Origin of the sequence: Candidatus Nitrosotalea okcheonensis (assembly GCF_900177045.1) — an archaeon.
Classification (GTDB): Archaea; Thermoproteota; Nitrososphaeria; order Nitrososphaerales; family Nitrosopumilaceae; genus Nitrosotalea; species Nitrosotalea okcheonensis.
Map to the genome: position 1 here is coordinate 1669144 of NZ_LT841358.1, position 25739 is coordinate 1694882.

The window sequence follows — 25739 nt, forward strand, 5'->3', positions numbered from 1 at the left end:
TTAGTGTTAAAGTATTTCTATGAATAAACTGATCAAACTTACATTATCTACTGACCGTGTTGTAAAAAATTTGTCAAGCAATGTAGTATTGTAGCTAGTTACCTTTTTACTTTTGACATATTCATCAATTTTTAATATATTATGAGTAATGAAAAATTTGAATGTTTAATTTTGGCAGGTGGTAGAGGAACAAGGTTACAAAGAATTGACTCTAGTAGGCCAAAACCCTTGATATCAGTTCTAGGATTGCCCTTTATTGATTATCAGTTAAAACTATTGCGTAAACAAGGGCTGAAAAGAATCTTGATCTCAACTGGTTACATGGGTGATCAGATGGATAATTATATAAAAAAATTGAAACTTGAAAATATGCACATCTCTACAATACACGAAAATTACCCCTTGGGGACAGGCGGTGCAATAAAAAATGCCATTGATTTTCTGGATGATGAAGTTCTTGTGTGTAATGGAGACACAATTGCTTTCTTTGATCTCCGAGAGATGTTTTCTTTTCATAAAAAAAGAAAATCAAATCTTACCATATTAATTAGACAAATAGAACAATCTTCTAGATATGGAATAATTTCTCTAGATTTGGATGATGACAGAATTGTTGCATTTCAAGAAAAATCTGATGCTAGAAAATCTTGGATTAGTGCAGGTTATTTCATACTTGCAAAGAAGAAAATCTCTTGGGATGATTATCCTGAATCCTTTTCATATGAGGAATTATTATTTCCTGATTTAGTACGGAATGGAAAGGCCTATGGATTTAAATTTGATGATTATTTCATCGATGTTGGAACTCCAGATAGTTACAATCAATTCATAAATGATGTTACTTCAAAGAGAGTTGATTTCTCTTAAAATCTAGTTGACTAGTTCACAGAGAATATGTCCAATCATGATGTGAAATTCTTGAATTCTTTGAGTATCATCGGATGGTACTTTTATTATAATATCTGCAATCTTGGCAAGTTTTCCTCCTTTTGCTCCAGTAAAGGAAACAGTCTTTGCACCAATTTTCTTTGCTTCCAATACTCCTTTGATGACATTTGTTGAATTTCCACTAGTTGAAATTCCAATTACCAAGTCATTTTTATTGACCAGTGATTTTACTTGCATTGAAAAAATGTCATCAAAACTAAAATCGTTTGATATTGCAGTCAAAGCAGAAGTGTTGGTGGTAAGAGCTATTGCAGGTAAAAATCTTTGATATGTTTTAAATTTGCCTGTAAATTCTGCTGCTATATGTTGTGAGTCTGCTGCAGATCCGCCATTTCCAAAAAAGACTACCTTACCTTTCTTCTTTAATGTATTTCTGGCATTATCTATTAATTCTACAATTGATGGTATGCATGATTCCTGTAGACGTTGATTTGTTAATCTATTTTCTTTAATTATTTCAGATATTTTCTTATTCATCTTCATTAATATTATGTTGATGGTCTGTTAAATCTTATGACAGGTTCTCCAATTGAATATATTATTCAGGAAAGGAGTCTAAAACCTGTTTTCAATTACTTGTTGAGATTTAGAAAGTTAAGCAAGTTTTTGGATTTATCGCTGGTAACAATCAAAGAATATGTCAGAGAGCTTGAAAAAGATGGATTTATAGAAAATCTACGAGATCAAATATCTCAATATCCTGATGTTTCTACTGGTAGTATGATGAGTCCTCTGCGAGGGCCATTGCTTTACATAATAATGCGTATGATAAAACCACAAATTATCGTAGAAACTGGTGTTGCAAGTGGTGCTTCTTCTGCCTTTCTTTTGAAGGCACTAGAGAAAAATAATTTGGGACACTTGCATTCTATAGACATACCAGCGATCCCTGGAAATGATACCATAGTGCGTTTACCTCCGGACAAAAAACCAGGCTGGTTAGTTCCTGATGATTTGAGGAACAGATGGACATATCATGAAGGAAAATCTTCTATAATTTTAAAACCACTATTAGTTGATCTAAAACAAGTCGATGTTTTTATTCATGATAGTGAACACACTTATGAGAACATGAAATTTGAATATGAAATAGCTTGGCCATTTATTAAACCTGGTGGAATACTAGCTTCTGATGATATTAAATGGAATGCAGCATTTTCTGAGTTGATTTCAGAAAAAAGACCAAGTAAAATTCTTGATTTGTACAGCTTTGGAATATTGAAGAAATAAATCCTTGTTGTCAATCATTTGATAATGAAATCGTATATCCTTCATTTCTCGTATGATGAGAATTAATTTTCATGAGATGTGGTTCTTTTCTTAGCAAATTTAATACATCGTTCATCAAAAATATCTCCTTTCTCTTATATAGTCTTGCGTATATATGCCTGATGAATATCAAGTCATCTTTGTAGTCTACCGACCATCTGTATGCCTTCATGTTTTTTCCATTATTTTTCACTGAACCGATTTTGAAAATTTTCTTATTTCTCCAAATGTATGGTGTTACATGCTCTCTATCTGATCTCAATTTGGAATTTTTCCAAGCTTTTTTTAGGGCTTTAAAACTAAAGACTTCAGTATCTAATCCATCAGGATATGTTTCATTACCATTGGATACATAATCATACTTTCTACTAAGAAACTTTTTTAACACTTTGTTACTTTCTTGTGGATCTATTAATGGACAATCCGATGTGATTCTCATAATTATATCTGCATCAAACTTATTTGCAGCCTTGTAAAATCTGTCAAGAACATCATTTGTTCTACCTCTGAAATATTTGATATTTGATTTTTTTGCTATGTTAACTATACTGTTATCGATCTTTCTTCTTGTTGTTGCAACAACTATGTCACAGCTGTCTATTTTTTTTACTCTGTTAATGACGTGCCACAAAATGGTATTGTCTTCCATTTTTGATAAAACTTTTCTTGGGAATCTCTTAGAGTCTGATCTTGCTTGTATTATTATCACACAATTCATTTTTTATCCTATCATATTGAACAACTGTTAGAAAGTCATGACTTTTTTCATTTCCTCTCCTTTGAGTAGTGAGGAAACATTTCCATTTTCTATTCCCTTCTTGAGAGTGAGCATAGCTTCTCTACAAGATTTTAATGTATTTTCAATATCGTCTTTAGTGTGAGAATAACTAACGAAAACGGCACCAGGACCAAACATTATTCCTCTTTCAACAAGTTCTTGTAATAAGATACTTTTTAGTAAATTAGACGGATTTCCATTTTCATCTCTGCAAACAATACTACCTCTGATGGGAAATCCACTGATTTCAATATCCAGAGATAATTCAGATGCAATTTTGTTAAATCCTTCTATTAATGCTCTTCCAATATTCCAACAGTGTTCTATTACAGGCTTGTTTTTAATTTCATTAATGACTGCAAGCGAGGCTGCAAGTGAAAGGGTTTCACCACCATAAGAAGTTGAGTAAAATACTTCATCAAATTTCTTCATATATTCTTCTTTTCCAGTTATAGCTCCAAGTGGCATACCGTTTGCTATTCCTTTACCAAAAGCTACTATGTCTCCTTCTACACCAAGATATTCTTGTGCTCCTCCTTTTGCATATCTGAACCCTGTTACCACTTCATCAAAGATGAGTACTGCGTTATTGTCATGGGTGATCTTTTTCACCTTTTGAAGAAAATCATCTCTTGGGTTTTCTAACATCAGTGGTTCCATACATACTGCTGCTACGTTATCATTAGATTCTTCAAAAGATATCTTGAGAGATTCTAAATCATTATAATTGAATTTTCTTATCATGGATTTCATTATGTAGGGAATTCCTTCACTTCTACTTGTAATTACTGTAAACCAATCATGCCAAACTCCACCTGATCCACAATATAGTATGTTGTCTTTCTTTGTAATTGCTCTAGCTGCTCTCACTGCAGCAGTTACTGCATCTGAACCTGTTTTTGAAAATCTTACCATGTCAGCTCCTGGAATCAGATGATGGATTTCTTCTGATAATTCTACTTCTAGATGGTGTGGCATGGAAAAAGAAATACCCTTCTTCAGTTGTTGTGATATGGCATTGTCTACGGCTTGATATGCATAACCTAGTGTAACAGGTCCTAATGCTAATATGTAATCTATGAACTCATTGTTGTCTACATCAAAAACATGACTTCCTTTACCGCTTTTTAAATAAACTGGATAAATGCCTTTTACATAACTATACGGAGCTTTACTAAAAGTCTGTGATAATGCTGGGATGAGACCTGTTGCTCTTTTGAGATACTCGTTAGATTTTTTCAAATTTAACATATTTCTCTAAACTTCTTTATTGTCATTTAATCATTACCTCTAAACCAGTGAATTGACTGTCTTGATGATAAAGTCAACATCATCTTTCTTCAGATTTGCATGCATGGGTAATGTTATAACTTCTTTTGCTATGTTATCAGTAACTGGCAGTTTAATTTTCACGTTGTAATAAGCCATGGAATGAACAGGTCTATAATGAGAACCTGTTTCAATACCGTGGGAGCGTAGTTCCTTCATGACTTTTTTTCTGTTTTTAACTCTGATCCAGTACAAGTGATAAGAACAACCTTTACTCAAAGGCATTTTTTCACTTACATTTAGATCTGAATGATATCTTTTTGCAATCTCAAGTCTGGTCGCATTAAGTTTACTAATCTTTTTTAATTGTTCAATACCGATGGCAGCCGAAATTTCATCCATATAGTGATTATAGCCTAAACTGGTCACATCATAAAAAGAATTTTGTCTTTTGTCAATACCGCACCATCTAAGAGAATTTAATCTCTTTCTCATATTTTTGCTATTTCTGGAGCTGATCGTGATTGCTCCGCCTTTAGGCATTGCAAGATTCTTTACAGGATGAAAGCTAAAACTAGTTAGTTCACTAATGTTTCCTATCATTTTGCCTTCATATTTAGAACCACATGCATGTGCTGCATCTTCGGCTACATGAATTGAATTTTCTTTTGATATTTTTGTTATTCTAGCCATGTTGCATGGAAGACCTCCAAAGTGAACCGGAATAACTGCTTTAGTATGACTAGTGATTTTATTTTCTAGATCATTAGGATCCATACATAACGTTCCAGGTTCTACATCTACAAAGACTGGAATTCCCTCATTATAAAGAATAGAGTGAACAGTTGTGACAAAGGTGAGTGAGGGAACCAGCACCTCTTTTTTTTTAATGTCAAGAATATTGAGTGCTAAATGAAGAGCATCAGTTCCATTATTTACTGCTACACATTCATCACAGCCTGTGAACTTCTTGAATCTCTGTTCAAACTCTGATACTCGACCAACCCCTGCGCCAGAAGCCCAGAAATGACTTTTCAAAGCATCCTTAGCAGCATCGATTTCTTTATGGTCAAACTTGGGGGAAAATAACGGGATTCTTCTATTCATCTAAGATCTACATCATGAAATGTTGTTATATCTATTGTGTTGGAAAACTCAGATTTTCTATTCTTCTCAGATGTTTTGCTAACTCTGATAACTCCTTATATGTAATTGCAAAAGAAGCATCCGGACCCTTTGAGGTTTCCAGTCTTGTGTGTTTTTCAATAAAAATATCGTTCTTTGAGTTGTTTTTCTTTAACGTTGCAAAAACAATTGGAATAGTTATGCCTAAAGTATGATCAGAGAAAAAGTCATACTTCATAATTTCTTTCCAATCAATATCATTATCAGAAGTTGGATAATTAGATACGCAATAAGTGAACTGATATTTGTCATTCATAAACTGATCTGAAATTTTTTTTCTATCTCCGCCCTCTCCTACACTTATGTATATTGGTTTTCTCACCTTTGCTACTCTTTGAATAGTTTCGAATGAAAATTTATCCTTTAATGTAGAGGTTCTAGATGCAATTTTGTAAATGGGTACATCTAATGTTTCAAGAAAATCAACTGCCTCTGGATAAAATACACTACAAAAAAACCCAATCCCAATTTTATCTGCAAAACTCTTTAATTCTTTCGCAGCACTTTGTGTAAGTTCTGATTTTGTAATTTCATTCCAATTCGGATGTGATTTATCATAAAGATCTCTGGCACGCCACATTTGAAATTTGACAAATGAAGCTCCACTCTTCTTGGCTGATTCTATGTGTAACTTGCCTAATTCTACATCTCCCTCCCAATTAGATCCAATTTCAGCTATGATTTTGGCATACATGGACTTTGTTGGACTGTCATCATATATTTACTTATTATTGGTAATTTGATCCAAAAATCTCAATAATTCATAGGATGCTTTACCTCTATTAGATAGATAATCATTCACAAATCTTTTTCCATTGTTTATCTTAAATTTTGTAAAGTCTTCATCTTTTAGGATTCTTTTCAAATTGTCTTCTAATCTTTCAGATGTAGTCACAGTGACTGCATCATATTTGAAAAGCATATCTTCCTCAGGGGAGATAAAATCGTATAACCATATGGATATAGTTGGTTTTTCCAGAATCATGGCCTCCAACAAGACTGTAGATTGTGCATATGTTATCAATACATCACAATTTTCTATTAGCTTTTCCATATTAGCATTTTGGATAATCATTGCATTTGAATTGCTTCTTTTGATTATACTCTTTACATCTATGAAATCAGATGAATAAGGATGAATTTTCACTATTAATTCATATTCTTTGAATCTCTGGCAAATTGAACAAATATTCTCAATTGATTCCTCATATTTTTTTAATATTTCAGATGTGAATCCGGCAACAAAATTATTTGCAAGTCCACTGGTTGCAAAAAGTATCGTCTTTTTTTCTTTAACATGTATCATCCTTTTTTGTGAAAAAAAACTATCATATCTTGGACTTCCAGTTTTTACCAATTTTTCTTTTTGCATACCAAGACTTATTGCATGTTTTTCCATAATGTCCCCCCAGCAACAAAGATAATCTGCCACAAGAGGCACAAGTCCATTTATTTTTATATGTGAACGAATTTTTTCTGGGTTTTCATTATGGTTGACTATTCCATGTTGTAATACTACTGTTTGTATGCCAAGTTTTTTTCCTATTGTCATGATAGTTTTTTCTGTTTGTAAACTATCGTTCCAGCCTAAGATGCAATCTATTCTTTGGTTTTTTAGTATGGCTGTGACACTTTTTATTTCTTGTAACGCCTCTAAGAATCTGATATGACAAAAATTGATAAAGTCCTTTTGTATGAAAAACCAAAATGATTTATTTCTTATCGAAAAAATTTTTTCCATTTCATATGAATTTCTTAGATGGTCTATTACACTCTTGATTTTTTCGTCTGGCACCTTATCGGTATATTCCCTTACAATGTCACAACCAGATCTCAATATAACTTTAAAAGAATTTACATTCCAAATAGCTGGTCTTCGGAAATTGAATAGTTTTAGATTGTTGTTGTTTTTCTCTGCAGCATACAACAAATCATTATACGTAGATGGATTGAATTCAAGTAGTAAGTAATTCTTTCTTAAATTATCTCTTTTTCCTTTCACCGAAAATAATTTTAAAATCATGTTAAGAACTTTCTCATATTGTCTTCTCATCCAGAAAAACTTTTGAAGTGAAATCCTGAATGATACTGGGTGATTAAATATGTCATACTTGATTTCTATGTAATCCATGATGAATTTGTCGTCATTATGATTTTCTGACTCTTTCAACTCGTATGTTACATGATGTTTATCAAAAATTGATCCTATTTGTCCAATATCTCCATAAATGATTGCTTTTTGAGGCTTCTCCTTTTCTAGAATTTTTTCTAACATGACATAGTTTTTTATGGTTTGTATCAAATAATGAAATAGCTCCCACTCTACTAAAAATCCAAGATTTATTCCTTCAAATGTTAGCATATCTTGTATTATTGTGTTCTTATACCAATTTGTAGAAATTTCCAATGCAGTTAAATCGATTTCATTCATTTCATCATGCGAGAGAATTTTATCACATATTTGATGATCTATAGATCTTTGAGAAAGTACTTTACTCGCAAAATAATCCCATGCATAAACTACCGTGTTATTCTCATTGTCTATTGTATCTATGTCTGACTCAAGATTCTTAATTATGCATAATTTCTTTTCCAGATCTGATTTTGATTTTATTGACGTATTTTATCTATTCCTTTAATATACACATATGGATGCCAAATTTGTTTAAAATATCTTTTATACTCATGGTTTTTCATATCTGGTATATGTGAAAAGAATAGAATTGTAAAAATAGTCTATTGACTAGAGAAGTTTTGGATTTTGAAGATTAAAGTTGGAATAATTGGTTCAGGTAGAATGGGTGAAAGGCATGCTGATGCATATTCACATCTAAGTGATGTAGAATTGGTTGGTTTTGCCGATGTTATTGATGAAAGATCTGAATTATTGGCAAAAAAATTCATGAAAAAAACATTTTCTGTAAAAGAGATGCTTGAAGATGAGTCCATTAACGCAATAGATGTATGCACTCCTAATCCACTTCATGCACAAAATGCTATTGCATCTTTGAAAGCTGGAAAACATGTTTTGGTAGAAAAACCCATGGCAACAAACTTGGATGATTGTGACAAAATGATCCAACAAGCTGAAAAATCAAAACTGATTCTAATGGTAGGACACACGTATAGATTTTATCCTTCAAGCTTAAAGACAAAGGAAATAATTGATTCTGGAGAAATAGGACCTATAAAATTAGTGTTAGAATACGGTATAGATCCAGGACAAATTCCTGGAAAAGGAAAGACGCCGGATTGGGCCTTAAAAAAAGAAATGGGTGGAGGAGTATTTTTTGATGCAATTCATGCAGTAGACAAGATTCGGTTTTGGTTGAATTCTGAAGTCTCAAGCGTATTTGTTCCTATCATGGATAAAATAGATGATTCATCATCTGCAGAGCAAATGGGGCTCGCAACTCTTATGTTTTCATGTGGTGCAGTAGCCACTTTGATGCCTGTTGCACCAAGTTGGGGAATAAGAGATACTGGCTGTAAGATGATTGGAAAGAAGGGAGCACTCTATGTTACATATGGTGAGGAGGTAAAAGTAGGGAAAAAAGAATGGAAACACTATGCATTTGATCATCAAACAAAAAATGCTACATATGCACACAATTTACAAGGTTTTATAAATGAATTTTCTGAATTTTTTGATAGTATCAAAAATAAACGGAAACCATCAGTGACAGGAGAAGAAGGCAAGAAAAATCTTAGGGTAGTGCTTGCAATGTATGAATCCTTTGAAAAAAGAAAGATTATAGATCTTTAGTATTGTTTTATCTTAAAACTAATTATATGATGACTAAAATGATCTGATAATACTATCAAATTTATATTCGTCAAAAAAAGTCTCTTATTGTGTTTGATAACAAAACTATTCTAATCACCGGTGGAACAGGATCATTAGGGCAAGCATTAGCTGAAAGACTATTGTCTCTAAATCCTAAAGCAATTAGGATATTTTCCCGTGATGAAAATAAACAGGTGATTATGGCAGAAAAATTTCAAGACGATAGGTTAAGATTTCTTATTGGTGATGTACGAGATAAAGAACGATTACGACGTGCAGTAGAAAACGTAGACATTGTTATTCATGCTGCGGCATTAAAACATGTACCGGTTGCAGAATACAATCCATTTGAATTTATCAAAACTAACATCGATGGTTCACAAAATGTTGTGGATGTTTCAATGGATGAACAAGTTGAAATCTGCTTAGCTGTTAGCACAGATAAAGCAGTTTCTCCATTGAATCTTTATGGGGCAACAAAGCTAGCCATGGAAAAATTGTTCATAGCAGCCAATCATTATAAAGGAAAAAGACAAACAAAATTTTCTTGTGTTAGGTATGGTAATGTTTTAGGTAGTAGGGGTTCTGTCATACCAAAATTTATTGAACAAATAAAATCACAGGGTATGATTACAGTTACTGATCCCAATATGACTAGATTCAATATCGCCATGAATGAAGCACTAGATCTTATCATAAATGCCTTGAATTTCGCCAAAGGTTCTGAGGTATTTATCCCAAAATTGGTATCGTACAAATTATCTGATTTGGTAGGAGCATTACAAGAAATATCTGAAATTCCTTTTAAGACAAAAAAAATTCCTGTGCGAATTGGTGAAAAACATCATGAAATATTGTTAAATGAATATGAGTCAAAATATTCGATTGAATATAAGAATATGTATGTCTTGTTGCCTCCAGAAAATGATAGGGTGGAATTGATAAAACGATCTTATACAAACTTTAAACCGTGCACTCTTTCAGTATATTCTTCTGATACTGTTACATGTATTTCTAAAAATGATCTTAAAAAAATTCTAATCAAACATGGTCTAGTACCACAATAGTTCTGAAGTGAATTTTCTACATAATAAATAATTTTGTGTGTAAAGTATATGATTGACTAAAATAGTTAATTTATCATTAAATAGTTGAAATCGTAGTGATTCAAAATAAAAATAAACTGCGTATAGCATTTAGAGTAGATAGCAGTAAAACACTTGGACTTGGACATCTCAAAAGATGCTTATCTATTGCTGAGTATTTTTCAAAAAAGGGTATGGAGTGCATCTTTCTAATTTCTAATAATAATAAAGAAGAAATTGAAAAATATGGACATATAGTCTTCAAAGTGAATCAGACTCATACAGAAGGAATCATGATTAAAAAGATCCTTGAGAAAGAAAAATGTAAAGCACTCATAATTGACTCCAAAAGAAAATCTATTCTGAAAATAATTAAATCTGTAAAGGATAGTGTCAAAGTAGTTTTAATTGATAACAGGCAATTTGCTAATCATGCTGATTTAGCAATATTGCCTGGTATACGTGAACAATTTGGAGTCTGTCCAGAAAATTGTCTTGTTGGGCTAAAATATGTTATCATAAATCCTGAATTTAAACAGCAAAAAATAAGAAAGAAAAAAAATGTAATACTTCTTTCTATGGGTGGATCTGATAAAAAAAATATAACATTTCGTATTGTATCAGAGTTTAAAAAAGTAACATCTGACTTCAAGTTACTTGTAATCCTAGGAAAGTTTTATGTTGGTGAAAACAAATTACGTAATCTAATTTCAAATGATGATCGTTTTAAAATCATTAAAGATCCTCAAAATTTTCCACATCTTATGTTTGAATGCTCTGTTGGCATAATTGCATTTGGTATAACGGTTTATGAATCTGTATTCGCAAGATTACCTATATTTGTAATATCCCATAGTAACGAAAATGATATCTCTGCAAAGCGGATGGCAAATTGTAATTGGTTTAAATATCTTGGAAAATATAATAAAATAAAATATAAAGATGCTGTAAACGAAATAATCTCATATTTTCATAATGATCAATTGCTAAAAATGTCATCATACAATAGTATTATTGATGATAAAGGTGCAGAACGAATTGCAAACGTCATACTGCAAATCATTCACAGCTGATTCATTTGTTTGATTAAACCTGAAAATAAAATTACGATTATAATGTTTGTTATCATAATCTAGATATATTCGTTAATTGCTTGATTCACATGATTGGTTGACTATAAAATTAAATTTATCAAAGACAGAATTTTTAATAACTTTACTAGGTATCAATTATAAAATCTGGTAATAAGTGAATAATTTGAATCTTCATAAAGGAAAACCAATCTGGAAATCAAAAAAATATTCTGTTGTTGATTGTATCAGATGTGGATTTTGTCATCTTAATCCAATACCTGAATTAAAGGATCTAGAGAAGATGTATGCACATCACTTCTATCAATCCATGAAACCAAAATATATCAAAAAAGATGAATCTGAATTATCATATTGGAATATTACATTTGATGATAAATTAGATACTATTGAATCAAAAATCAGAAAGAAAAAGAAAAAAATCTTAGATATAGGTTGCGGCCCTGGTTTCTTTCTAAAAAGAGCTAAGGAAAGAGGATGGAATGTCCTGGGTGTAGAACCTTCAACTACCGCCGCTCGTTATGCTAAGAGTAACGGAATACCTATTATTGAATCCCTTTTCGAACAATATCAGTCGCATACAAGTGATAAATTTGATGCAATTCATTCCAAGTTTCTGTTGGAACATGTAATAGATCCCTCTGGCACATGTAAAAGCTGTTATAACTTACTCAATAAAGGAGGAATAGTTTGTTTTGAGGTTCCAAATGATTTCAATATTCTTCAAAATATTGTGATTAAAACTATGAAAAAACCTTACTACTGGGTAGCATCCCCCGAACATGTTAACTATTTTACGCCCAAATCATTAACGAGTCTGCTTAGAAAATCTGGGTTTAAGATAGTTTATACTGAATCTACATTTCCTCTTGAATTGTTTTTGTTGTTTGGATTAGATTATGTTGGGAATGATAAAGTTGGACAAAAAATTCATGGGATGCGAATGAAACTTGAAACTGCTATTCGTTCATCTGGATATAATGAATTAAAACGTGAACTTTACAACTATCTTGCACATAAAGGCTTAGGAAGAGAATTTATTGTATATGCTCAAAAAAATAAATAACTTTCTAATAATTTCCTTATCACGTTAATTTGTGTTATAACTTCCAAACCAAGCACTAGACAGCCATCCTCCGTCTATTACTATATTCTGTCCTGTAACAAATCCCGCGTCTTTAGATGTCAGAAATTCTATTGCCGCGCTTACATCATTAACTTCTCCTAGTCGTACAAGTGGCGTTCTTGCTAGCATGCGAGATTCACTTTTTGGATCAAGACTGAGGAACCAATTGGTTCTGGGTGTTTTTATGGGACCTGGAGAAACTGCATTTACAGTTATCTTATACTTTGCCCATTCTACTGCTAATGCTCGTGTAAGCCCAATTACACCGGTCTTTGCTGCTGCATATGCAGCTCTTTGTGGATATGTTGCAACTGAATGAAAACTAGAAATGTTAACAATTCTGCCGTATTTTGATTTTATCATCTGTTTGCCAACTTCTTTGCAAACAATAAAAGTTCCAGTCAAATCTGTATCGATTACTCTTTTCCATTCTTCAATATTGAGATCTTCACTTGGACCTATTGCAGGACCAGAAGCTGCAGAATTTACCAAAACGTCAATATGTTCATGTCTTGAAATTACTTGCTCAACCATTTCTTTTACTGATGATGGATCAATTATGTCGCATGTCAAAAACGAAGCTATTCCTCCCTTCTTTATGATCTTTTTTGTCACTTGTTTTATTTCCTTATCTGTTCTAGATATCAAAATGCAATTGAACCCCTTTGAGGCTAATTTCTCTGCAATTCCTCTGCCTATTCCTCTGCCTGCACCTGTGATTATCGCTGTCTGTTTTTTCATTACATTCACTTTACACGATATTTTATTAAATCCGATCCTGCTAGAGTCAAATTGAGTGCTTCTTGATACGAACTTCCCTCTGAAATAATGTAAGCGGGTCTAACTGCACTACTTGTCATTGGGAGAATTTTATTACCGATTTTCTTTATTAATATAATTTCCTTTATTCCGTTTATTTTTTCCAATGTTTTCAAACCATCAATTTTTGTAACTACTCCGGGTGATGACAAGACAGTCCAAACAGAAGCATATTTTTTCCATTTGTGACGCAAGTCCTTTTTGTCTATGGGTAATCCCACGGATAACATCATGGCTGCTCTTATGAAATTACGCCCACTGGATATTGGAGTAGTCTTTTGTGAATCAAAGCCACCAGATAGTCTTGGCGTGACTTCCAAAACTATTGGACCTCTCTTAGTCATCATAGTGTCAGCTTTGAAGACTCCAAAATTTATCCCCATAGCTTTTGCAGCCTCTTGAGTTATCTTAAAAAGTGTCATCTTTTCTTTAGGTGATAAATTTGAAGGATTTACATGACCGAGTTCTATTGACCACTTGTTTTTAGAGAAAAATCTATCAACAATGTTAAGATAAGTACATTTTTTATTTTTATCAAATAATATCTCAACACTCTGCTCATAACCTTCACATAATTCTTCTACTATGACTTTGTCATTTGATGAGTTTCTTTTTGCCAAATTGTATGCATCAATTACTCCTTTCTCATTCCATAGTTTGGTGGAACCTCTTGATGCTGAATTGTTACCTGCTTTTATTATCAAAGGAAAACCGATCTCTTTAACAGCTTTTGAAAGATTATCTCTTGATGTAATTTCTTTCCACCTTGGCATGGGTATTTTGGCTTTGCTCAGAATTCTTCTAGTCATGGTTTTATCTCTGCAATTTATTGCAGATCTTATTGAGATTGAAGGTAGTCCTAATTCGTTTGCAGCTGCTGCAACAGAAATTGTTGCCTCTGATCCTTCTGTAAAAACTCCTTTTATGTTATTTTCTTTTTTTAGTTTTCTTACTAGTTTTACATGTCCTTTAACATCATATATGTCCAAAACATAAAACTCATCAGCTAAATTTCTGCAGGGAGCATTTGGATCTCTATCAGTAACTATTGTCTTTAAACCAAGTTTTTTTGCTTCTTCTACTGCAGGAATCTGTAATATGCCACCACAGACTATTATTATGGTATCAGGCGTATTCGCCATGATCTTCTGCCCATTTTGGATAAATCTTTGGAACTGGACTTACATAAAACCATGTATACAAAAGAGTTGTATCTGGTGCGGCAACAATTGGATGGTCTCCTAAAGGCAATATTGCATAATCGCCATTTCTGACCAATTTACTTTGTTCTCTATATTCTCCATCTACAAATACGCCATCACATCTCTGTAAACCCCAACCCTGTTTAGGCTGTGTGAAATATATGAAAAATTCTTCAAATTGATCAGCTAATTCTGGTTGATTGTCAAAAGAATGTCTGGGCCAAGAAGACCATTGACCTGGAAGATTGATTGTTTCTCCACCTCGTAATCTTTTTGATGGACCATTACCTCCTAGTATTACTCTTACTTTTCTCTTAAAATTTCCTTCTCCTATCTCATAGATCTCTACATTTTCAGGTTTGATTAAAACTGGAGCATAAGTTTTTGAATCGCTCAGTTTTACCGTAGGCATGAGGATGTCTACTGAAGTAGAAGTACATGTTATTTCATATTCTGAATTGGGTCCAATAAGTAAGCTTGTGGGTTCTTTTTCAAAAACATTTTTCCTGTCACCTAATTCTTTGAATTCTTTTATCCCTTCGTCATATTTGATCTTCACATCACACTTTCCAATTAAAATCTCAATAAGAAGCTCCGATGAACTCGTTCTACCTTTGTAAGAACTGCCTATTTTATCGAGTCTTAGTCTGCCTACCTCTAGATCTTTTAGATATGTATTATTTTTAGAAACTATTGTCTCATATCCAGCTTTAGGCTCCTTCTTTTTGAAGAAAATCGGTTTATCTTTTCCAGAGCTCAATTGTTGTTCTACTAATTACCTCTTTTAAAAATCTATATTTCAAAGATTATCTCAAGCTCGGATCTTGTGAATTTTTTTAACATTCAAAAGTCTTTTTAAACCAATTGACTTGTTCTATCAAACCCTTCTTTAACATAATATTTGGTTTATAACGCAAAATCTTGGATGCTTTCTCAATATTGGATTCTGTTTTTAAAACATCGCCTTTTTGCGGGGGTTCGAAAACTATCTTGCTTTCAACACCTGTTGTATTTTCAATCATCTTGATGACTTCCTTTATTGTATGCACACTACCTCCACCTATATTCAAAGCATTTCCATGAATCTTGCTTTCTGAAACTAGAATGTTGGCATCTACAATATCTGAAACAAAAGTGAAATCTCTACTTTGACTCCCGTTTCCATATATTGTGATTTTACTTCCTTCCAAATTTGCTCTAATGAATCTAGTAAAAGCCATATCAGGTCTTTGCCTTGGTCCATAAACTGTAAAATATCGCAATGAGGTTATAGGGAGATTGAAGTTTTGTGCATAGACAAACCCCAAGTTTTCTGAGGCTAATTTTGTTACACCATATGGCGATACTGGTCTAGGGAGTGTATCTTCACTCATTTTTCCTGGCTGATTCCCATATATTGAAGATGAAGAAGCCATAACAATTTTCTCCAGAGTCTTGACATCTTTCGCTATTTCTAGAATTCTTTGTGTGACTTGGATGTTATCCTTTACATATGCATCAAATTCTTTACCCCAACTACTTCGTACTCCTGGCTGTGCAGCTTCATGGAATAACAATTTACTTTTTTTGAAAATTGTTTCAAGATCTACATCCATTAAATCATCTTCAATAAAAGTAAAATTTTCATTTTGAAGACATCTTTCCAAATTTTTTTTCTTTATTTCTTTAGAATAATAATTTGTAAAACAATCAATTCCTATTACCTTGAATTTATCTTTTAAAAGTCTCTCAGATAAGTGTGATCCAATAAAGCCTGCTGCTCCTGTAACTACCACTGTTTCCATACTCCTCTCACTTGATCACTTTGATATCTGGGTTTCTAGTAAAGCACACCAGTCCTAAGAACATCATTTTGGTTGTCTTCAAGTTGTTTTCAGGGCTTTTTTCTCTTCCAAGCAATGAAAAAGATATCTCCTTTCTTCCTTTCCACCATGTCATTGTAGTATCATCCAGTTCAGAAACACTGTTGCTTATTCTATAAAAGAAACTTTTTCCTACATTGTGATAGTTTATCATGGGAACAGAATACCACAATGACTTGTCAGAAAACATGGTTATTCCAATATTCTTGTCTCCCAAATCTAATGTGCCTTCTGTGGAACCCAAGCATCCCTGATTGGTCAGTCGAGGATCAGAAGATTCATCCTGGGTTATGGATTCTTTGTCCAATGTAAATGATTCCAATCTACCTCCATTATGGGTTGCATAGTTGAGAGATTTTTTGTCAAAGGAATTAGGTTTTGCAGTTAGCATTCCAACTCTAAAAGATGCAGGTCGAAATTCTTTGAAATTGAAAATATATCTTATGTCAAGTCTTGCCAGTTTTTGATATGTGTAATAAATTTTAGTCAAATGACCAAAAGGCAATTCCATGTTACAAACTAGTCTCTTTCTGATGGGAAAATTGCCCTCTTCAGCAATAGCCTCAACGTTTACCAGGTCAGTGAATTTGTTGCCATTTCTGTCAAATGTAATTACATGCCCAGAATAAAAGTCTGCAGAAAACTTTGTATCTGAAAAAGTTCCATGCTCCAAAAATCCTATCAATGGTAATTTGCTTATTTTTGGAAATATCAAATCTGAGATGCTTCCGCCTTTTCTCTTGAGTATGGATAATTCTACGGTAGGAGTTTTTATAGAATCCGTCTGTATACTCTTTGAGATTATCTTTTTCCCTGTATCTTTGATGGTGATAGTGGCAATTGTTTTTTTCCTTATGCTTGGCTCAAAGACTACAACTGCACTTCGCAGACTGCCATCCTTGTAATATTTTGCATCCTCTATCTGCGAAGAAATGGGTTTTCCATCTATGATTATCTCAAATTTTCCTTTCATCTTTCTTGGGCGAAAATGTAGTCGTAGTTCAAAGGGTATTTTATCCCAATCTGTTTCATTTGGATTAAATAAAATCAGATCAGATGACTTCTCCAAGGAAATTTTGTCATTCCATGAAAAGATCTCTCTATCAACATCTTTGCTAAGAGATCTGGAGATGTCATTAAAATGAAGATATTTTGTCTCTGTTGTATGAGTTCGAAAGTCGCTTGCCCAACAATCAATTAACTTTGAAATATACAAGTTATTGTTTTTATCATCTTGCATGCCTTGCAAGATTCTGATCTTCTTTAGAAGATTATAACAAATTGTATTGCTGTTGCTGTTATCTCGTCCACATGTTGCCCATCTTGTAACAATAAACTTGTCCTGTTTTTTTCCTAAAATTGCAAATTTTGCCGAATTCATTTTTATTCTATCTCTTGGAGGAAATTTTTCTATGACTTGACTTGGGAGAATAAATTCCAAATCCGATTTTTTCTCAATTTCATCTAGAATTAGTTTAAATCTCTGAATTTCTTTTCCGTCTCCCTTTAACCCCAACACTGGATTTTTATATCCAAAAATCTCCATATCGGAGCCATACAACGGAAAACAACTATCCGCTTTTTTCTTGTGTTTTAAAATATATTCAAGGTATTCTTCTTTTTCAATCTCTCCATTTACATATCTCTGAAATTTTTGATATGCTATGTAGCTATTCCAAATTATAGCCAGATCATCATTTTTTGAACCAATTTTTTTAGGAAGAAATTTTTCATCCTCATGAAAATCTGAAAACTTGTTTGCCCACTCGTGTATTGTTATAATGTTTTTGATCTTTGCATCTAGATAAATGGGAACAAGACCAGAGCTGAACAGCTGTTCGTTGATATATGCCGTGTTACATTGAATGGAAAACAACCTTTCCATCTCATCTTTACCAGTAGAAATGTTGACCTGATTCACATCCTCTGGAACTAGTGGAAAAACCACCTGTTCCTTGCCTGAACAAATTATCTCACATTTTTTGTTTGAGATTGCCTTTCTAAATTCTTCTATGAAAAGAGGATCTATGTCTTCTATCTTTTCAAGAGTTGCAATAGGAAACTCAATTCCTGTTTTGAATTTATAGTCCTTTAATATGTCTAGAATCGGCCAGTAACACGAATCGATAATTTCATCATATGATTCTGGAGGAATGGATGAATAGTTCAAATTTCCATGAAAAATCGAATATAGATATAATTTTGACATCTTGTAAGTTTCTTTTAAATGTAGAATAATAAAGAACTTTTCATCCTGATTTGAAATAGTTTATTCTCCAAGACCTAACGCATGATACTCTATATCGAGATTTTTATGATTTAAAATTCGTCTAGTATCTATTACAAATTTTCTCCGCATTTTCTGAAAATCGGCATTTTTAATGCCACTATACTGTTTCCATGGGGTCATTATTACAACACATTGACTATCTCTTAATGCCTTTTTTACTGAATCAAAAAATCTTATCTTGTTACCAAACACCGATCTTGTATTTTCTATTGCCTTTGGGTCGTGGGCGATTATCTTTACATTCTTTTTTAAGAGTAAATTGATTAATTTTATCGAAACAGACTCTCTTATGTCATCACTATCTTCTTTAAATGATAATCCTAAAATGGTAATCTGTTTTCCATTTATGTTTCCTATTGATCTTTCTATCAAATCTAAAATCTTCTTTACCTGAGAATTATTTGTTTCTTGTACTGCCTTGAGTAGAATGGGCTCAACTCCTGTTTTTGAAGAAAATGCAATTAGTGCCTGCAAATCTTTTGGCAGGCAAGAGCCTCCATAACCAGGACCAGCTTTTAAAAAAAGACTTCCAATTCTAGGATCTAGTCCTATTGCTTTTGCAACGTCTTCAATGTTGGTTCCTGGTATTGATTGACAAATATTTGCAATTTGATTGACAAAACTAATCTTGGTTGCCAAAAATGAATTGTTTGCATATTTTATCAATTCTGCAGTCTGATGATTTGTTAAAATGATTGGAATCTTTACTCCGTAGAGATGCTGATAAAATTTCTTTAATTTTACTGACTCATCATTGTTACCTCCTATGACAACTATATGTGGTTTTAATGTGTCATCAATTGATTTTCCCTCTCTCAAAAATTCAGGATTAGTTAAAATTCTAATCTTGCTTATTTTTTTGCCAATTTTATTTTTTATTATTGGCATGACAAAATCATTTGTAGTGCCGGGTACAACAGTGCTCTTGATTACCAGAATTGGTTTTTTGTTCTCTGTTGCAAGAATGTTTCCTATTTCTTCTATGGCTGATTTTAAAATAGTCAAGTCAATCTGTCCTTTTTCTGAAAGGGGTGTCCCAACTGTTACAAAAATGATATCACATTGATTTACTGCCAATCTGACATCTGTTGATATTGTTAGAGATTTTTTTAATGCAGATTTCAATAATTCATCTAATTTTGGCTCGTAAAAAGGAGATCTTCCGGTCTTTATCTTTGCAACTTTTGTTTTATCTGAATCTATTCCTATGATAGAGTACCCTTTTGATCCCAATACTGATGCAAAAGAGAGTCCAACAAATCCAAGACCTACTATGCCTATCTTCATGATATGTCTGATTTACCACAGATTAAAAATTATGCGCGTCTAAAGGAGATCTCTTGTGATTGTTTGAAGGATTCAACAGTTCCAACATCGAGTACATCTTCATAAGAGTTCACGGGAATAGCTATTACTTTTTCGCCTTCCTCTATTAGTCTCTGGATTGCATCTGTAAGTTGGTATTCTCCCCCTTTTCCAGGCTTTATCTTTCTAAGACACTCAAAAATTTTAGGCTTGAAAAAGTAAAGAGGCATTAATCCCATGTTTGACTTGGGTCTTTCTGGCTTTTCTTCAACTTCTTCTACGAGAAATGATGTCTTTGATATCTTTCTTAAAACAGGTATGCCATGTCTTTTAGGATCTTTTACTTTTCTTACTAGTAAAACTGCTGATATTGAAGGATCCTTTCCAACATCAATCAATCGACTGATTGGATGTGGTGATTTTCCTATTATTGAAACATCGCCAGCATGAACTACTAAATCATCATTTCCTACAAATCGCTCTGCATGTTTTACTGCATCACCAAATCCTTTTGGACTATTTTGATTAACCCAAACCAAGTGAGATTGTTCAATTTTTCTGTAAAATTTGGATATGATTGATTTATTTCTATCTGATAAAATCTTCAGAAAATCATGATCAGGAGTGAAATGGTCTTCAATTGATCTTTTCTCTCTGCCTACTATGAAACAATAATCTCGAATATTGCAAGAATAAATCTGCTCAAATATTAATTGTAAAAGTGGCAGAACCACTGGTCCATCACCATAAATTTTTGAAAAGACTGGCATCATTTCCTTTGGCATTTCTTTTGTCATTGGTAAAAGTCTAGTCCCTCTACCTGCTGCGGTAATTACAGCTTTTATCATGTCACACTTCTTTCACACTGTCTAAAATGGTTTTCCTTGTCTATGAACAAATCTATTAGTTAATTTAGGTGGATTGTAAAAGTCTAGTGATTGAAAACAAAGAATGTGGTCGCAGGTCTGGGAGAGATAGGAAAGCCGATATTACAACTAATTTCCAAAGATGTGCTAACAATAGGTTATGATATAAACGAAAAACTAATGGATGAAAAAAAATTTCAGAAATATGATCAAGTACAAACCTCATTTCTTCATGTATGCATTCCGTTTTCTGATAGTTTTATTAAAAATGTAATTTCTCTTTCTACAAAATTCAATCCTGATATAATTGTCATACACAGTACCATAAGTCCTGGAACCACCTCTAAACTACAATCTAAACTTACTGTGCCTGTAATCTATAGTGCTACTAGGGGTGTTCATAAAAGAATGTTAAGTGATTTGAAGAGATATGCAAAATTTTATGCAATTGAATCCAATGCTCCTAAAAGATCATGGGCTTCTTCAAAATATGTTCAACTTATGAAAAAAGCAGGAGTTAAGACAAAGCAAATGTCTTCACCAATTACTCTTGAGCTTGCAAAAATAGTTGTGGATACATCATACTATGGATGGCTGATTAACTATGCACAACTAAGCAATATGATTGCAATACAACACAAAGTCAATTATGATGAAATGTGGTCTTTTTCAGATGAGATTCACAAATTCTTGGGTAACAGACCAAAAATGTTTCCTGGTTTCATTGGTGGTCACTGTCTTGATGGAAACGAGATTGTATTTATCAAGACTCAGATGGGCATGAGACCAGTTACCATAAAAGACTATGTAGACAAGGATTATGCAAATGATATATTATCATATGAACAAGAAAACAGAAAACCATTCTTTGATAAAGTTACTGCAAAATGGAAGAGAACGTTTTCTGGTACGATGATCACTTTAACATCAAGAACAAACCGTTCTATAACAACTACGGATGAACACCTAATGCTAGTATCAGATGATCTATCAGAAAGGTTTGCAAAACAAGTCAAGACAAACGATTACATACCATTTATGGCACAGCTACCAGAACTTGATGTCAAACAATTCTTTGATTTTGAATCAAAAAACTGGAGATTGGGATTTAACATGCCAAGATCAATCGCAATCACTGAAGACTTTTGCAGACTCTTGGGATATTATGTAGCAGAAGGCTCGGTAAGTAACTATGGTAAAGGATATTCTGTGAGATTCTTTTTTAACAAAAATGAAACTATCTACATCTCAGATGTTTGCAGGATTCTGGAGTCAATGGGAATAAACTATTACATCACAACAACACAAAACAATGTAACCCATGTTGGAGTCAAGTCAACCCCACTTTCATTATTTATTGCTGATATTCTGGGCTGTGGAAGAAATTCAAATGTAAAAGGTCTTCCAGAATTTATCTATTTTGCACCAAGAAAAATGAAAGAAGAGTTCCTAAGTGGATACTTTAGGAGAGATGGCTCTTTTGCACCCGAGATTGGAATGGTTCAGACAGGGACCTCCTCTAAAATGCTGGCAGCAGGTCTTGACATCTTGCTACTCTCTATGGGATATGTAATGACACTAACTGAAAATATCCCTTGTCCAAGTGTGATAGATGGAAGGACCATTAAGGGTGGATTATTGTACTCTCTTGTCTCAAAGAAGGAAACACAGTATAACAGTCTTGCATCTGTTGCAGGCTTTTCAGAGTCACAAATTACAAGAAATCACAGCAAGAACTTGTGGCATATCATAAATAATAATCTGTACATGATCAAAACTACAAAGACTGTACACCAGGAATCAGAACAAGACGTATATTCCATTGATACAAAAAATCACCTCTTTGTGTCAACTGGAGGCAGACTGATCCACAACTGTGTTATTCCTAATCTGGACCTTATTCATAATCAAACACTTGACTTGATAAGAGAGATAAATGATGTGTATGTCAAAAAGGTAAGGAATGCAAAAACCCTTGCAAAAAAATATAAAAAATAGATTACTTTTCTCTAAAAGTGTGTTATAATTCTATGATAACTTCTTGATAAAATCAATAGACTTTGTAGGTGATGGATCAGTTTTTGTCAAAACGGCAAGGTATATTGTAGAATAATCTAGAACATAGATTAAGTTGATCAACTTTGAAATTATGGAACCCTTTACCGAATGCACTTCTCTATAGTCGATCTTGTTTGTCTTGAAATATTTCTTGAGAATCTCCCATCTTTGTTTGGTCTTGATGTAATCGTCATTTCCTTCGATAAGAATTGGCTGCACTCTATCCTTTTTTTCCCATGCTACTATGTCATTATGACCTGCCTCTATAACATCCTCAATCATTACATGTCTCTTAGCATTTTCCTGGAGTGAGTTTTTGAATCTTACAGCTGCAGCTTGCAAACCAAATGGATAGTAAATATCTGGAATACCTGAAATCCACTCTGCTAATTTTAATGATGGATTGTCTTTATCCAAATTTTCTGAAGAAATCATCTTTGAGGTCTTTTCAAGGTCTGTAATTGAATCGAGTATGTCTTTTTCTTTTACTGGAAGTATATGTCCTAATACTTTTAAAATGGAATATAAAAATCCTGGAAAAGATGCTCTCGGCGAATGAATTTTAGGAATTTTTCTATATTCTACCTTATATCTAACACAATACTCCTGCATTTTCCCCCCTGAAGAAAATGCGATTAATCTACACTTTGTCTTTCTTGCAGTGTCAAGTACAGATAAAGTTTCAGCAGTATTTCCTGAAATGCTAGTGGTAACAACTAGTGTTTTTGAATCTACTGTATTTGGGGGATGATATCCTTTTACTACTGCTACATGAATATTTGTCTTGGAAAGTATGGCTGATAAAATATCCCCAATTGCGCCTGAACCACCCATGCCTGCAAATACTATGTGATCTATATTATCAAAATCAATTAACTCTTGAGGGGATAGATATGAATCTCTTGCAATTTTAGGCCATGTATCATATACCTTGTACATACCTGAAACATCATACTTGTTTAATGTATTATGATTGAGCAACTGTTGACTTGAAATACTGATTGCAATATAATGTTTAATAGTAAAACATGTAACGATTATAAAAAAGCCAGAATTTTAAACAAATATTGAAGCAAGAAACAAAGATTCACTCTAGCTTGAAAACAGTAGAGTGGAAGAACAATACTGTAATCATGATTGACCAGACAAAGCTTCCAAACAAACTCGAATATGTAAAATTCAAAGATTATAACAAGGTGGCTGACGCCATACGAAATCTTGTAGTGCGAGGTGCACCTGCAATCGGGGTTGCAGGAGCATTTGGTCTGGCACTTGCATCTTTACAAAGTAAGGCAAAGACAAAAGAAAAATTGCTAGAAGACATGGAAAAGGCAAAAAAAATCCTTTTTGAGACAAGACCGACTGCTGTAAACCTAGCATGGGGACTGGAAAAAATAATGGAAACAGCAAAGAAAGGGAATGATACAAACGAAATCAGAAAACAAGTTGTGGAAACAGCACAAAAGATGGCAGTCGAAGATGTTGAAATCAACATGAGGATGGGAAAATTCGGCTCTGAACTATTTTCAAACAATGATGTTATTATGACCCACTGCAACGCAGGAGCACTAGCTACAGTAGGATATGGAACCGCACTTGGTGTAATCCGTGCAACAAAGGACAGCGGAAAAAACATCAAGGTTATAGCAACAGAAACAAGGCCTGTAATGCAAGGCTCAAGGCTGACAGCATTTGAACTACAACATGATAACATTGATGTCAGCCTAATCCCAGATACCGCAGTAGGTTATGCAATGGCAAAGGGACTGGTCAACAAGGTAGTAGTTGGTGCAGACCGAATCTTAAGCACAGGACATGTCTACAATAAAATTGGCACATACCAAGTAGCTACGATGGCAAGACAGCACAACATTCCATTTTATGTTGCAGCACCACTCTCAACATTTGACCTAAAAAACAAACCTGATGACATCATAATAGAACAAAGAAAGGCAAGCGAGGTGACAGGAGTGGCAGGAAAAAAGACAGCACCTGACGGAATCAACGTGATAAACCCGGCATTTGACATGACCCCACCTGAGCTGATATCTGGAATCATAACCGAGGCAGGTATTGCAAAACCACCATTTGAGATATCAATCAAAAAATTATTCGAGTCCAAGTTGTAAAGTATTTATTTCATTGTAGAAACAACTCAATTCATGACAACTGTCACTTCACAACAGGTACTGGATTCACTAAAACAATGCATGGACCCAGAGATTCCAATCAGTGTGGTGGATATGGGATTAATCTATGGCGTTAGCATCAATCCTGACAATAAAGTAGACATCAAAATGACAATGACAACACGTGGTTGTCCGTTACATGATACACTAGTTACTGATGTAAAACGTTACGTAACCAAAGTTCCAGGAGTATCTGCAGTAGATGTAGAAATTGTATGGGAGCCAGCGTGGACTCCAGAAAAAATGTCAGACGAGGGAAAGAAAATGATAAACTATGGAAAACAAAAAACTGTTGCACCGATTAACTATGAGATCGCCATGCCACAGGGTGTAGGCTCACTGGTAAAACAAGAAGACGGTTCTCTCATTCTAATGGATGAAAAACAGCAAGGGTTCATGGTAAATCAAGCCATAGTAGAATTTTGGAAATTATGCAATGGACAAAGAAAAATTACAGAACTAGTTGATCTTTTTGCAAAACAAGTTGGAATACAGCGAGGCCAGATGGAAAAAGAAGTCTTGCAGTTGATACAGCAACTACGTGATGGTGGATTGATAATAATAAAAGAGCCCGAAGTATCTAACGTACAATTTAAAAAATAGATCTTTT

General features: G+C 33.5%; 23 protein-coding genes. 9 read left to right on the top strand and 14 right to left on the bottom strand.

Going from position 1 to position 25739, the window contains the following annotated elements; all coding sequences use genetic code 11:
• The first annotated feature begins 141 nt into the window (after nucleotides 1-141).
• Nucleotides 142-867, top strand: a complete 726-nt coding sequence (locus BQ3481_RS09820) for a nucleotidyltransferase family protein (protein WP_162287764.1) — start codon at nucleotides 142-144, stop codon at nucleotides 865-867.
• Between the two features lie 3 nt (nucleotides 868-870).
• Here BQ3481_RS09820 and BQ3481_RS09825 read toward each other — a convergent pair whose 3' ends face one another.
• Entirely contained in the window at nucleotides 871-1425 is a 555-nt protein-coding gene (locus BQ3481_RS09825) for a D-sedoheptulose-7-phosphate isomerase (RefSeq protein ID WP_157928099.1), read from the bottom strand.
• 36 nt (nucleotides 1426-1461) lie between these two features.
• On the opposite strand from BQ3481_RS09825, the gene BQ3481_RS09830 reads away from it, so the two are divergent.
• Nucleotides 1462-2178 (top strand): class I SAM-dependent methyltransferase, encoded by a 717-nt coding sequence (locus tag BQ3481_RS09830; RefSeq protein ID WP_157928100.1) that lies wholly within the window; start codon nucleotides 1462-1464, stop codon nucleotides 2176-2178.
• A gap of 10 nt (nucleotides 2179-2188) precedes the next feature.
• On the opposite strand, the gene BQ3481_RS09835 is transcribed toward BQ3481_RS09830, so the two are convergent.
• Genes BQ3481_RS09835 through BQ3481_RS09855 form a run of 5 tightly spaced genes read right to left on the bottom strand, consistent with a single transcriptional unit; the run spans nucleotide 2189 to nucleotide 7880 of the window.
• Nucleotides 2189-2935: a cytidylyltransferase domain-containing protein gene (locus BQ3481_RS09835; RefSeq protein ID WP_157928101.1), complete on the bottom strand. Its 747-nt coding sequence runs from the start codon at nucleotides 2933-2935 to the stop codon at nucleotides 2189-2191.
• Between the two features lie 27 nt (nucleotides 2936-2962).
• Nucleotides 2963-4246, bottom strand: coding sequence for an aminotransferase class III-fold pyridoxal phosphate-dependent enzyme (locus BQ3481_RS09840; RefSeq protein ID WP_157928102.1), 1284 nt, complete (start codon nucleotides 4244-4246; stop codon nucleotides 2963-2965).
• 39 nt (nucleotides 4247-4285) lie between these two features.
• Complete coding sequence (locus BQ3481_RS09845; RefSeq protein ID WP_157928103.1) at nucleotides 4286-5371, bottom strand: DegT/DnrJ/EryC1/StrS family aminotransferase; 1086 nt, start codon at nucleotides 5369-5371, stop codon at nucleotides 4286-4288.
• 31 nt (nucleotides 5372-5402) lie between these two features.
• Nucleotides 5403-6143 carry an N-acetylneuraminate synthase family protein gene (locus BQ3481_RS09850; RefSeq protein ID WP_157928104.1) on the bottom strand — a complete coding sequence of 247 codons (741 nt, stop codon included), beginning with the start codon at nucleotides 6141-6143 and terminating at the stop codon, nucleotides 5403-5405.
• A gap of 27 nt (nucleotides 6144-6170) precedes the next feature.
• Nucleotides 6171-7880 carry a UDP-N-acetylglucosamine 2-epimerase gene (locus tag BQ3481_RS09855; RefSeq protein ID WP_157928105.1) on the bottom strand — a complete coding sequence of 570 codons (1710 nt, stop codon included), beginning with the start codon at nucleotides 7878-7880 and terminating at the stop codon, nucleotides 6171-6173.
• Between the two features lie 330 nt (nucleotides 7881-8210).
• Between BQ3481_RS09855 and BQ3481_RS09860 the strand changes: the two genes are divergently transcribed.
• From BQ3481_RS09860 to BQ3481_RS09875, 4 genes are all read left to right on the top strand, one after another.
• Entirely contained in the window at nucleotides 8211-9215 is a 1005-nt protein-coding gene (locus BQ3481_RS09860; RefSeq protein ID WP_157928106.1) for a Gfo/Idh/MocA family protein, read from the top strand.
• 89 nt (nucleotides 9216-9304) lie between these two features.
• Entirely contained in the window at nucleotides 9305-10303 is a 999-nt protein-coding gene (locus BQ3481_RS09865; RefSeq protein WP_157928107.1) for an SDR family NAD(P)-dependent oxidoreductase, read from the top strand.
• A gap of 95 nt (nucleotides 10304-10398) precedes the next feature.
• A complete protein-coding gene (locus tag BQ3481_RS09870; RefSeq protein ID WP_157928108.1) occupies nucleotides 10399-11394 on the top strand; it encodes a hypothetical protein in 996 nt (331 codons plus the stop codon).
• Between the two features lie 175 nt (nucleotides 11395-11569).
• On the top strand, nucleotides 11570-12478 hold the full coding sequence (locus BQ3481_RS09875) for a class I SAM-dependent methyltransferase (RefSeq protein ID WP_157928109.1): 909 nt from the start codon (nucleotides 11570-11572) through the stop codon (nucleotides 12476-12478).
• A 24-nt stretch (nucleotides 12479-12502) separates the two neighbouring features.
• Here the strand turns inward: BQ3481_RS09875 and BQ3481_RS09880 are convergent, their stop codons facing one another.
• The 7 genes from BQ3481_RS09880 to BQ3481_RS09910 all read right to left on the bottom strand — a co-directional run bounded on the left by BQ3481_RS09880 (nucleotide 12503) and on the right by BQ3481_RS09910 (nucleotide 20864).
• Nucleotides 12503-13279, bottom strand: coding sequence for an SDR family NAD(P)-dependent oxidoreductase (locus BQ3481_RS09880; protein WP_157928110.1), 777 nt, complete (start codon nucleotides 13277-13279; stop codon nucleotides 12503-12505).
• Nucleotides 13280-13284: 5 nt separating this feature from the next.
• Nucleotides 13285-14499, bottom strand: a complete 1215-nt coding sequence (locus BQ3481_RS09885) for an ATP-grasp domain-containing protein (protein WP_157928111.1) — start codon at nucleotides 14497-14499, stop codon at nucleotides 13285-13287.
• Nucleotides 14483-15319 carry a 5-deoxy-glucuronate isomerase gene (locus BQ3481_RS09890; RefSeq protein ID WP_157928112.1) on the bottom strand — a complete coding sequence of 279 codons (837 nt, stop codon included), beginning with the start codon at nucleotides 15317-15319 and terminating at the stop codon, nucleotides 14483-14485. Before BQ3481_RS09890 ends, BQ3481_RS09885 begins: the two co-directional genes overlap by 17 nt.
• A 76-nt stretch (nucleotides 15320-15395) precedes the next feature.
• Nucleotides 15396-16343: an NAD-dependent epimerase/dehydratase family protein gene (locus BQ3481_RS09895; RefSeq protein ID WP_157928113.1), complete on the bottom strand. Its 948-nt coding sequence runs from the start codon at nucleotides 16341-16343 to the stop codon at nucleotides 15396-15398.
• Nucleotides 16344-16350: 7 nt separating this feature from the next.
• Entirely contained in the window at nucleotides 16351-18591 is a 2241-nt protein-coding gene (locus tag BQ3481_RS09900; RefSeq protein ID WP_157928114.1) for a polysaccharide deacetylase family protein, read from the bottom strand.
• A gap of 99 nt (nucleotides 18592-18690) precedes the next feature.
• Entirely contained in the window at nucleotides 18691-19998 is a 1308-nt protein-coding gene (locus BQ3481_RS09905) for a UDP-glucose dehydrogenase family protein (RefSeq protein ID WP_157928115.1), read from the bottom strand.
• A gap of 29 nt (nucleotides 19999-20027) precedes the next feature.
• Nucleotides 20028-20864, bottom strand: coding sequence for a sugar phosphate nucleotidyltransferase (locus tag BQ3481_RS09910; RefSeq protein ID WP_157928116.1), 837 nt, complete (start codon nucleotides 20862-20864; stop codon nucleotides 20028-20030).
• 90 nt (nucleotides 20865-20954) lie between these two features.
• Between BQ3481_RS09910 and BQ3481_RS09915 the strand changes: the two genes are divergently transcribed.
• On the top strand, nucleotides 20955-22880 hold the full coding sequence (locus BQ3481_RS09915) for a hypothetical protein (protein ID WP_157928117.1): 1926 nt from the start codon (nucleotides 20955-20957) through the stop codon (nucleotides 22878-22880).
• Between the two features lie 30 nt (nucleotides 22881-22910).
• On the opposite strand, the gene BQ3481_RS09920 is transcribed toward BQ3481_RS09915, so the two are convergent.
• Nucleotides 22911-23921: an SIS domain-containing protein gene (locus BQ3481_RS09920; RefSeq protein ID WP_320410696.1), complete on the bottom strand. Its 1011-nt coding sequence runs from the start codon at nucleotides 23919-23921 to the stop codon at nucleotides 22911-22913.
• A gap of 86 nt (nucleotides 23922-24007) precedes the next feature.
• Here BQ3481_RS09920 and mtnA point away from each other — a divergent pair, with 86 nt between their 5' ends.
• Nucleotides 24008-25069 carry an S-methyl-5-thioribose-1-phosphate isomerase gene (gene mtnA, locus BQ3481_RS09925; RefSeq protein ID WP_157928118.1) on the top strand — a complete coding sequence of 354 codons (1062 nt, stop codon included), beginning with the start codon at nucleotides 24008-24010 and terminating at the stop codon, nucleotides 25067-25069.
• Nucleotides 25070-25102: 33 nt separating this feature from the next.
• Nucleotides 25103-25732: a PqqD family peptide modification chaperone gene (locus BQ3481_RS09930; RefSeq protein WP_157928119.1), complete on the top strand. Its 630-nt coding sequence runs from the start codon at nucleotides 25103-25105 to the stop codon at nucleotides 25730-25732.
• Nucleotides 25733-25739 lie beyond the last annotated feature (7 nt).

What these genes read in the sequence shown, in the direction of transcription:
- BQ3481_RS09880 (WP_157928110.1), bottom strand. Translation starts at nt 13,279, where the DNA reads ATGAAAAAACAGACAGCGATAATCACAGGTGCAGGCAGAGGAATAGGC.
- BQ3481_RS09830 (WP_157928100.1), top strand. Translation starts at nt 1,462, where the DNA reads ATGACAGGTTCTCCAATTGAATATATTATTCAGGAAAGGAGTCTAAAA.
- BQ3481_RS09835 (WP_157928101.1), bottom strand. Translation starts at nt 2,935, where the DNA reads ATGAATTGTGTGATAATAATACAAGCAAGATCAGACTCTAAGAGATTC.
- BQ3481_RS09910 (WP_157928116.1), bottom strand. Translation starts at nt 20,864, where the DNA reads ATGATAAAAGCTGTAATTACCGCAGCAGGTAGAGGGACTAGACTTTTA.
- BQ3481_RS09845 (WP_157928103.1), bottom strand. Translation starts at nt 5,371, where the DNA reads ATGAATAGAAGAATCCCGTTATTTTCCCCCAAGTTTGACCATAAAGAA.
- BQ3481_RS09905 (WP_157928115.1), bottom strand. Translation starts at nt 19,998, where the DNA reads ATGAAGATAGGCATAGTAGGTCTTGGATTTGTTGGACTCTCTTTTGCA.
- BQ3481_RS09930 (WP_157928119.1), top strand. Translation starts at nt 25,103, where the DNA reads ATGACAACTGTCACTTCACAACAGGTACTGGATTCACTAAAACAATGC.
- BQ3481_RS09895 (WP_157928113.1), bottom strand. Translation starts at nt 16,343, where the DNA reads ATGGAAACAGTGGTAGTTACAGGAGCAGCAGGCTTTATTGGATCACAC.
- BQ3481_RS09850 (WP_157928104.1), bottom strand. Translation starts at nt 6,143, where the DNA reads ATGTATGCCAAAATCATAGCTGAAATTGGATCTAATTGGGAGGGAGAT.
- BQ3481_RS09820 (WP_162287764.1), top strand. Translation starts at nt 142, where the DNA reads ATGAGTAATGAAAAATTTGAATGTTTAATTTTGGCAGGTGGTAGAGGA.
- BQ3481_RS09885 (WP_157928111.1), bottom strand. Translation starts at nt 14,499, where the DNA reads ATGGCGAATACGCCTGATACCATAATAATAGTCTGTGGTGGCATATTA.
- BQ3481_RS09840 (WP_157928102.1), bottom strand. Translation starts at nt 4,246, where the DNA reads ATGTTAAATTTGAAAAAATCTAACGAGTATCTCAAAAGAGCAACAGGT.
- BQ3481_RS09855 (WP_157928105.1), bottom strand. Translation starts at nt 7,880, where the DNA reads ATGAATGAAATCGATTTAACTGCATTGGAAATTTCTACAAATTGGTAT.
- BQ3481_RS09825 (WP_157928099.1), bottom strand. Translation starts at nt 1,425, where the DNA reads ATGAATAAGAAAATATCTGAAATAATTAAAGAAAATAGATTAACAAAT.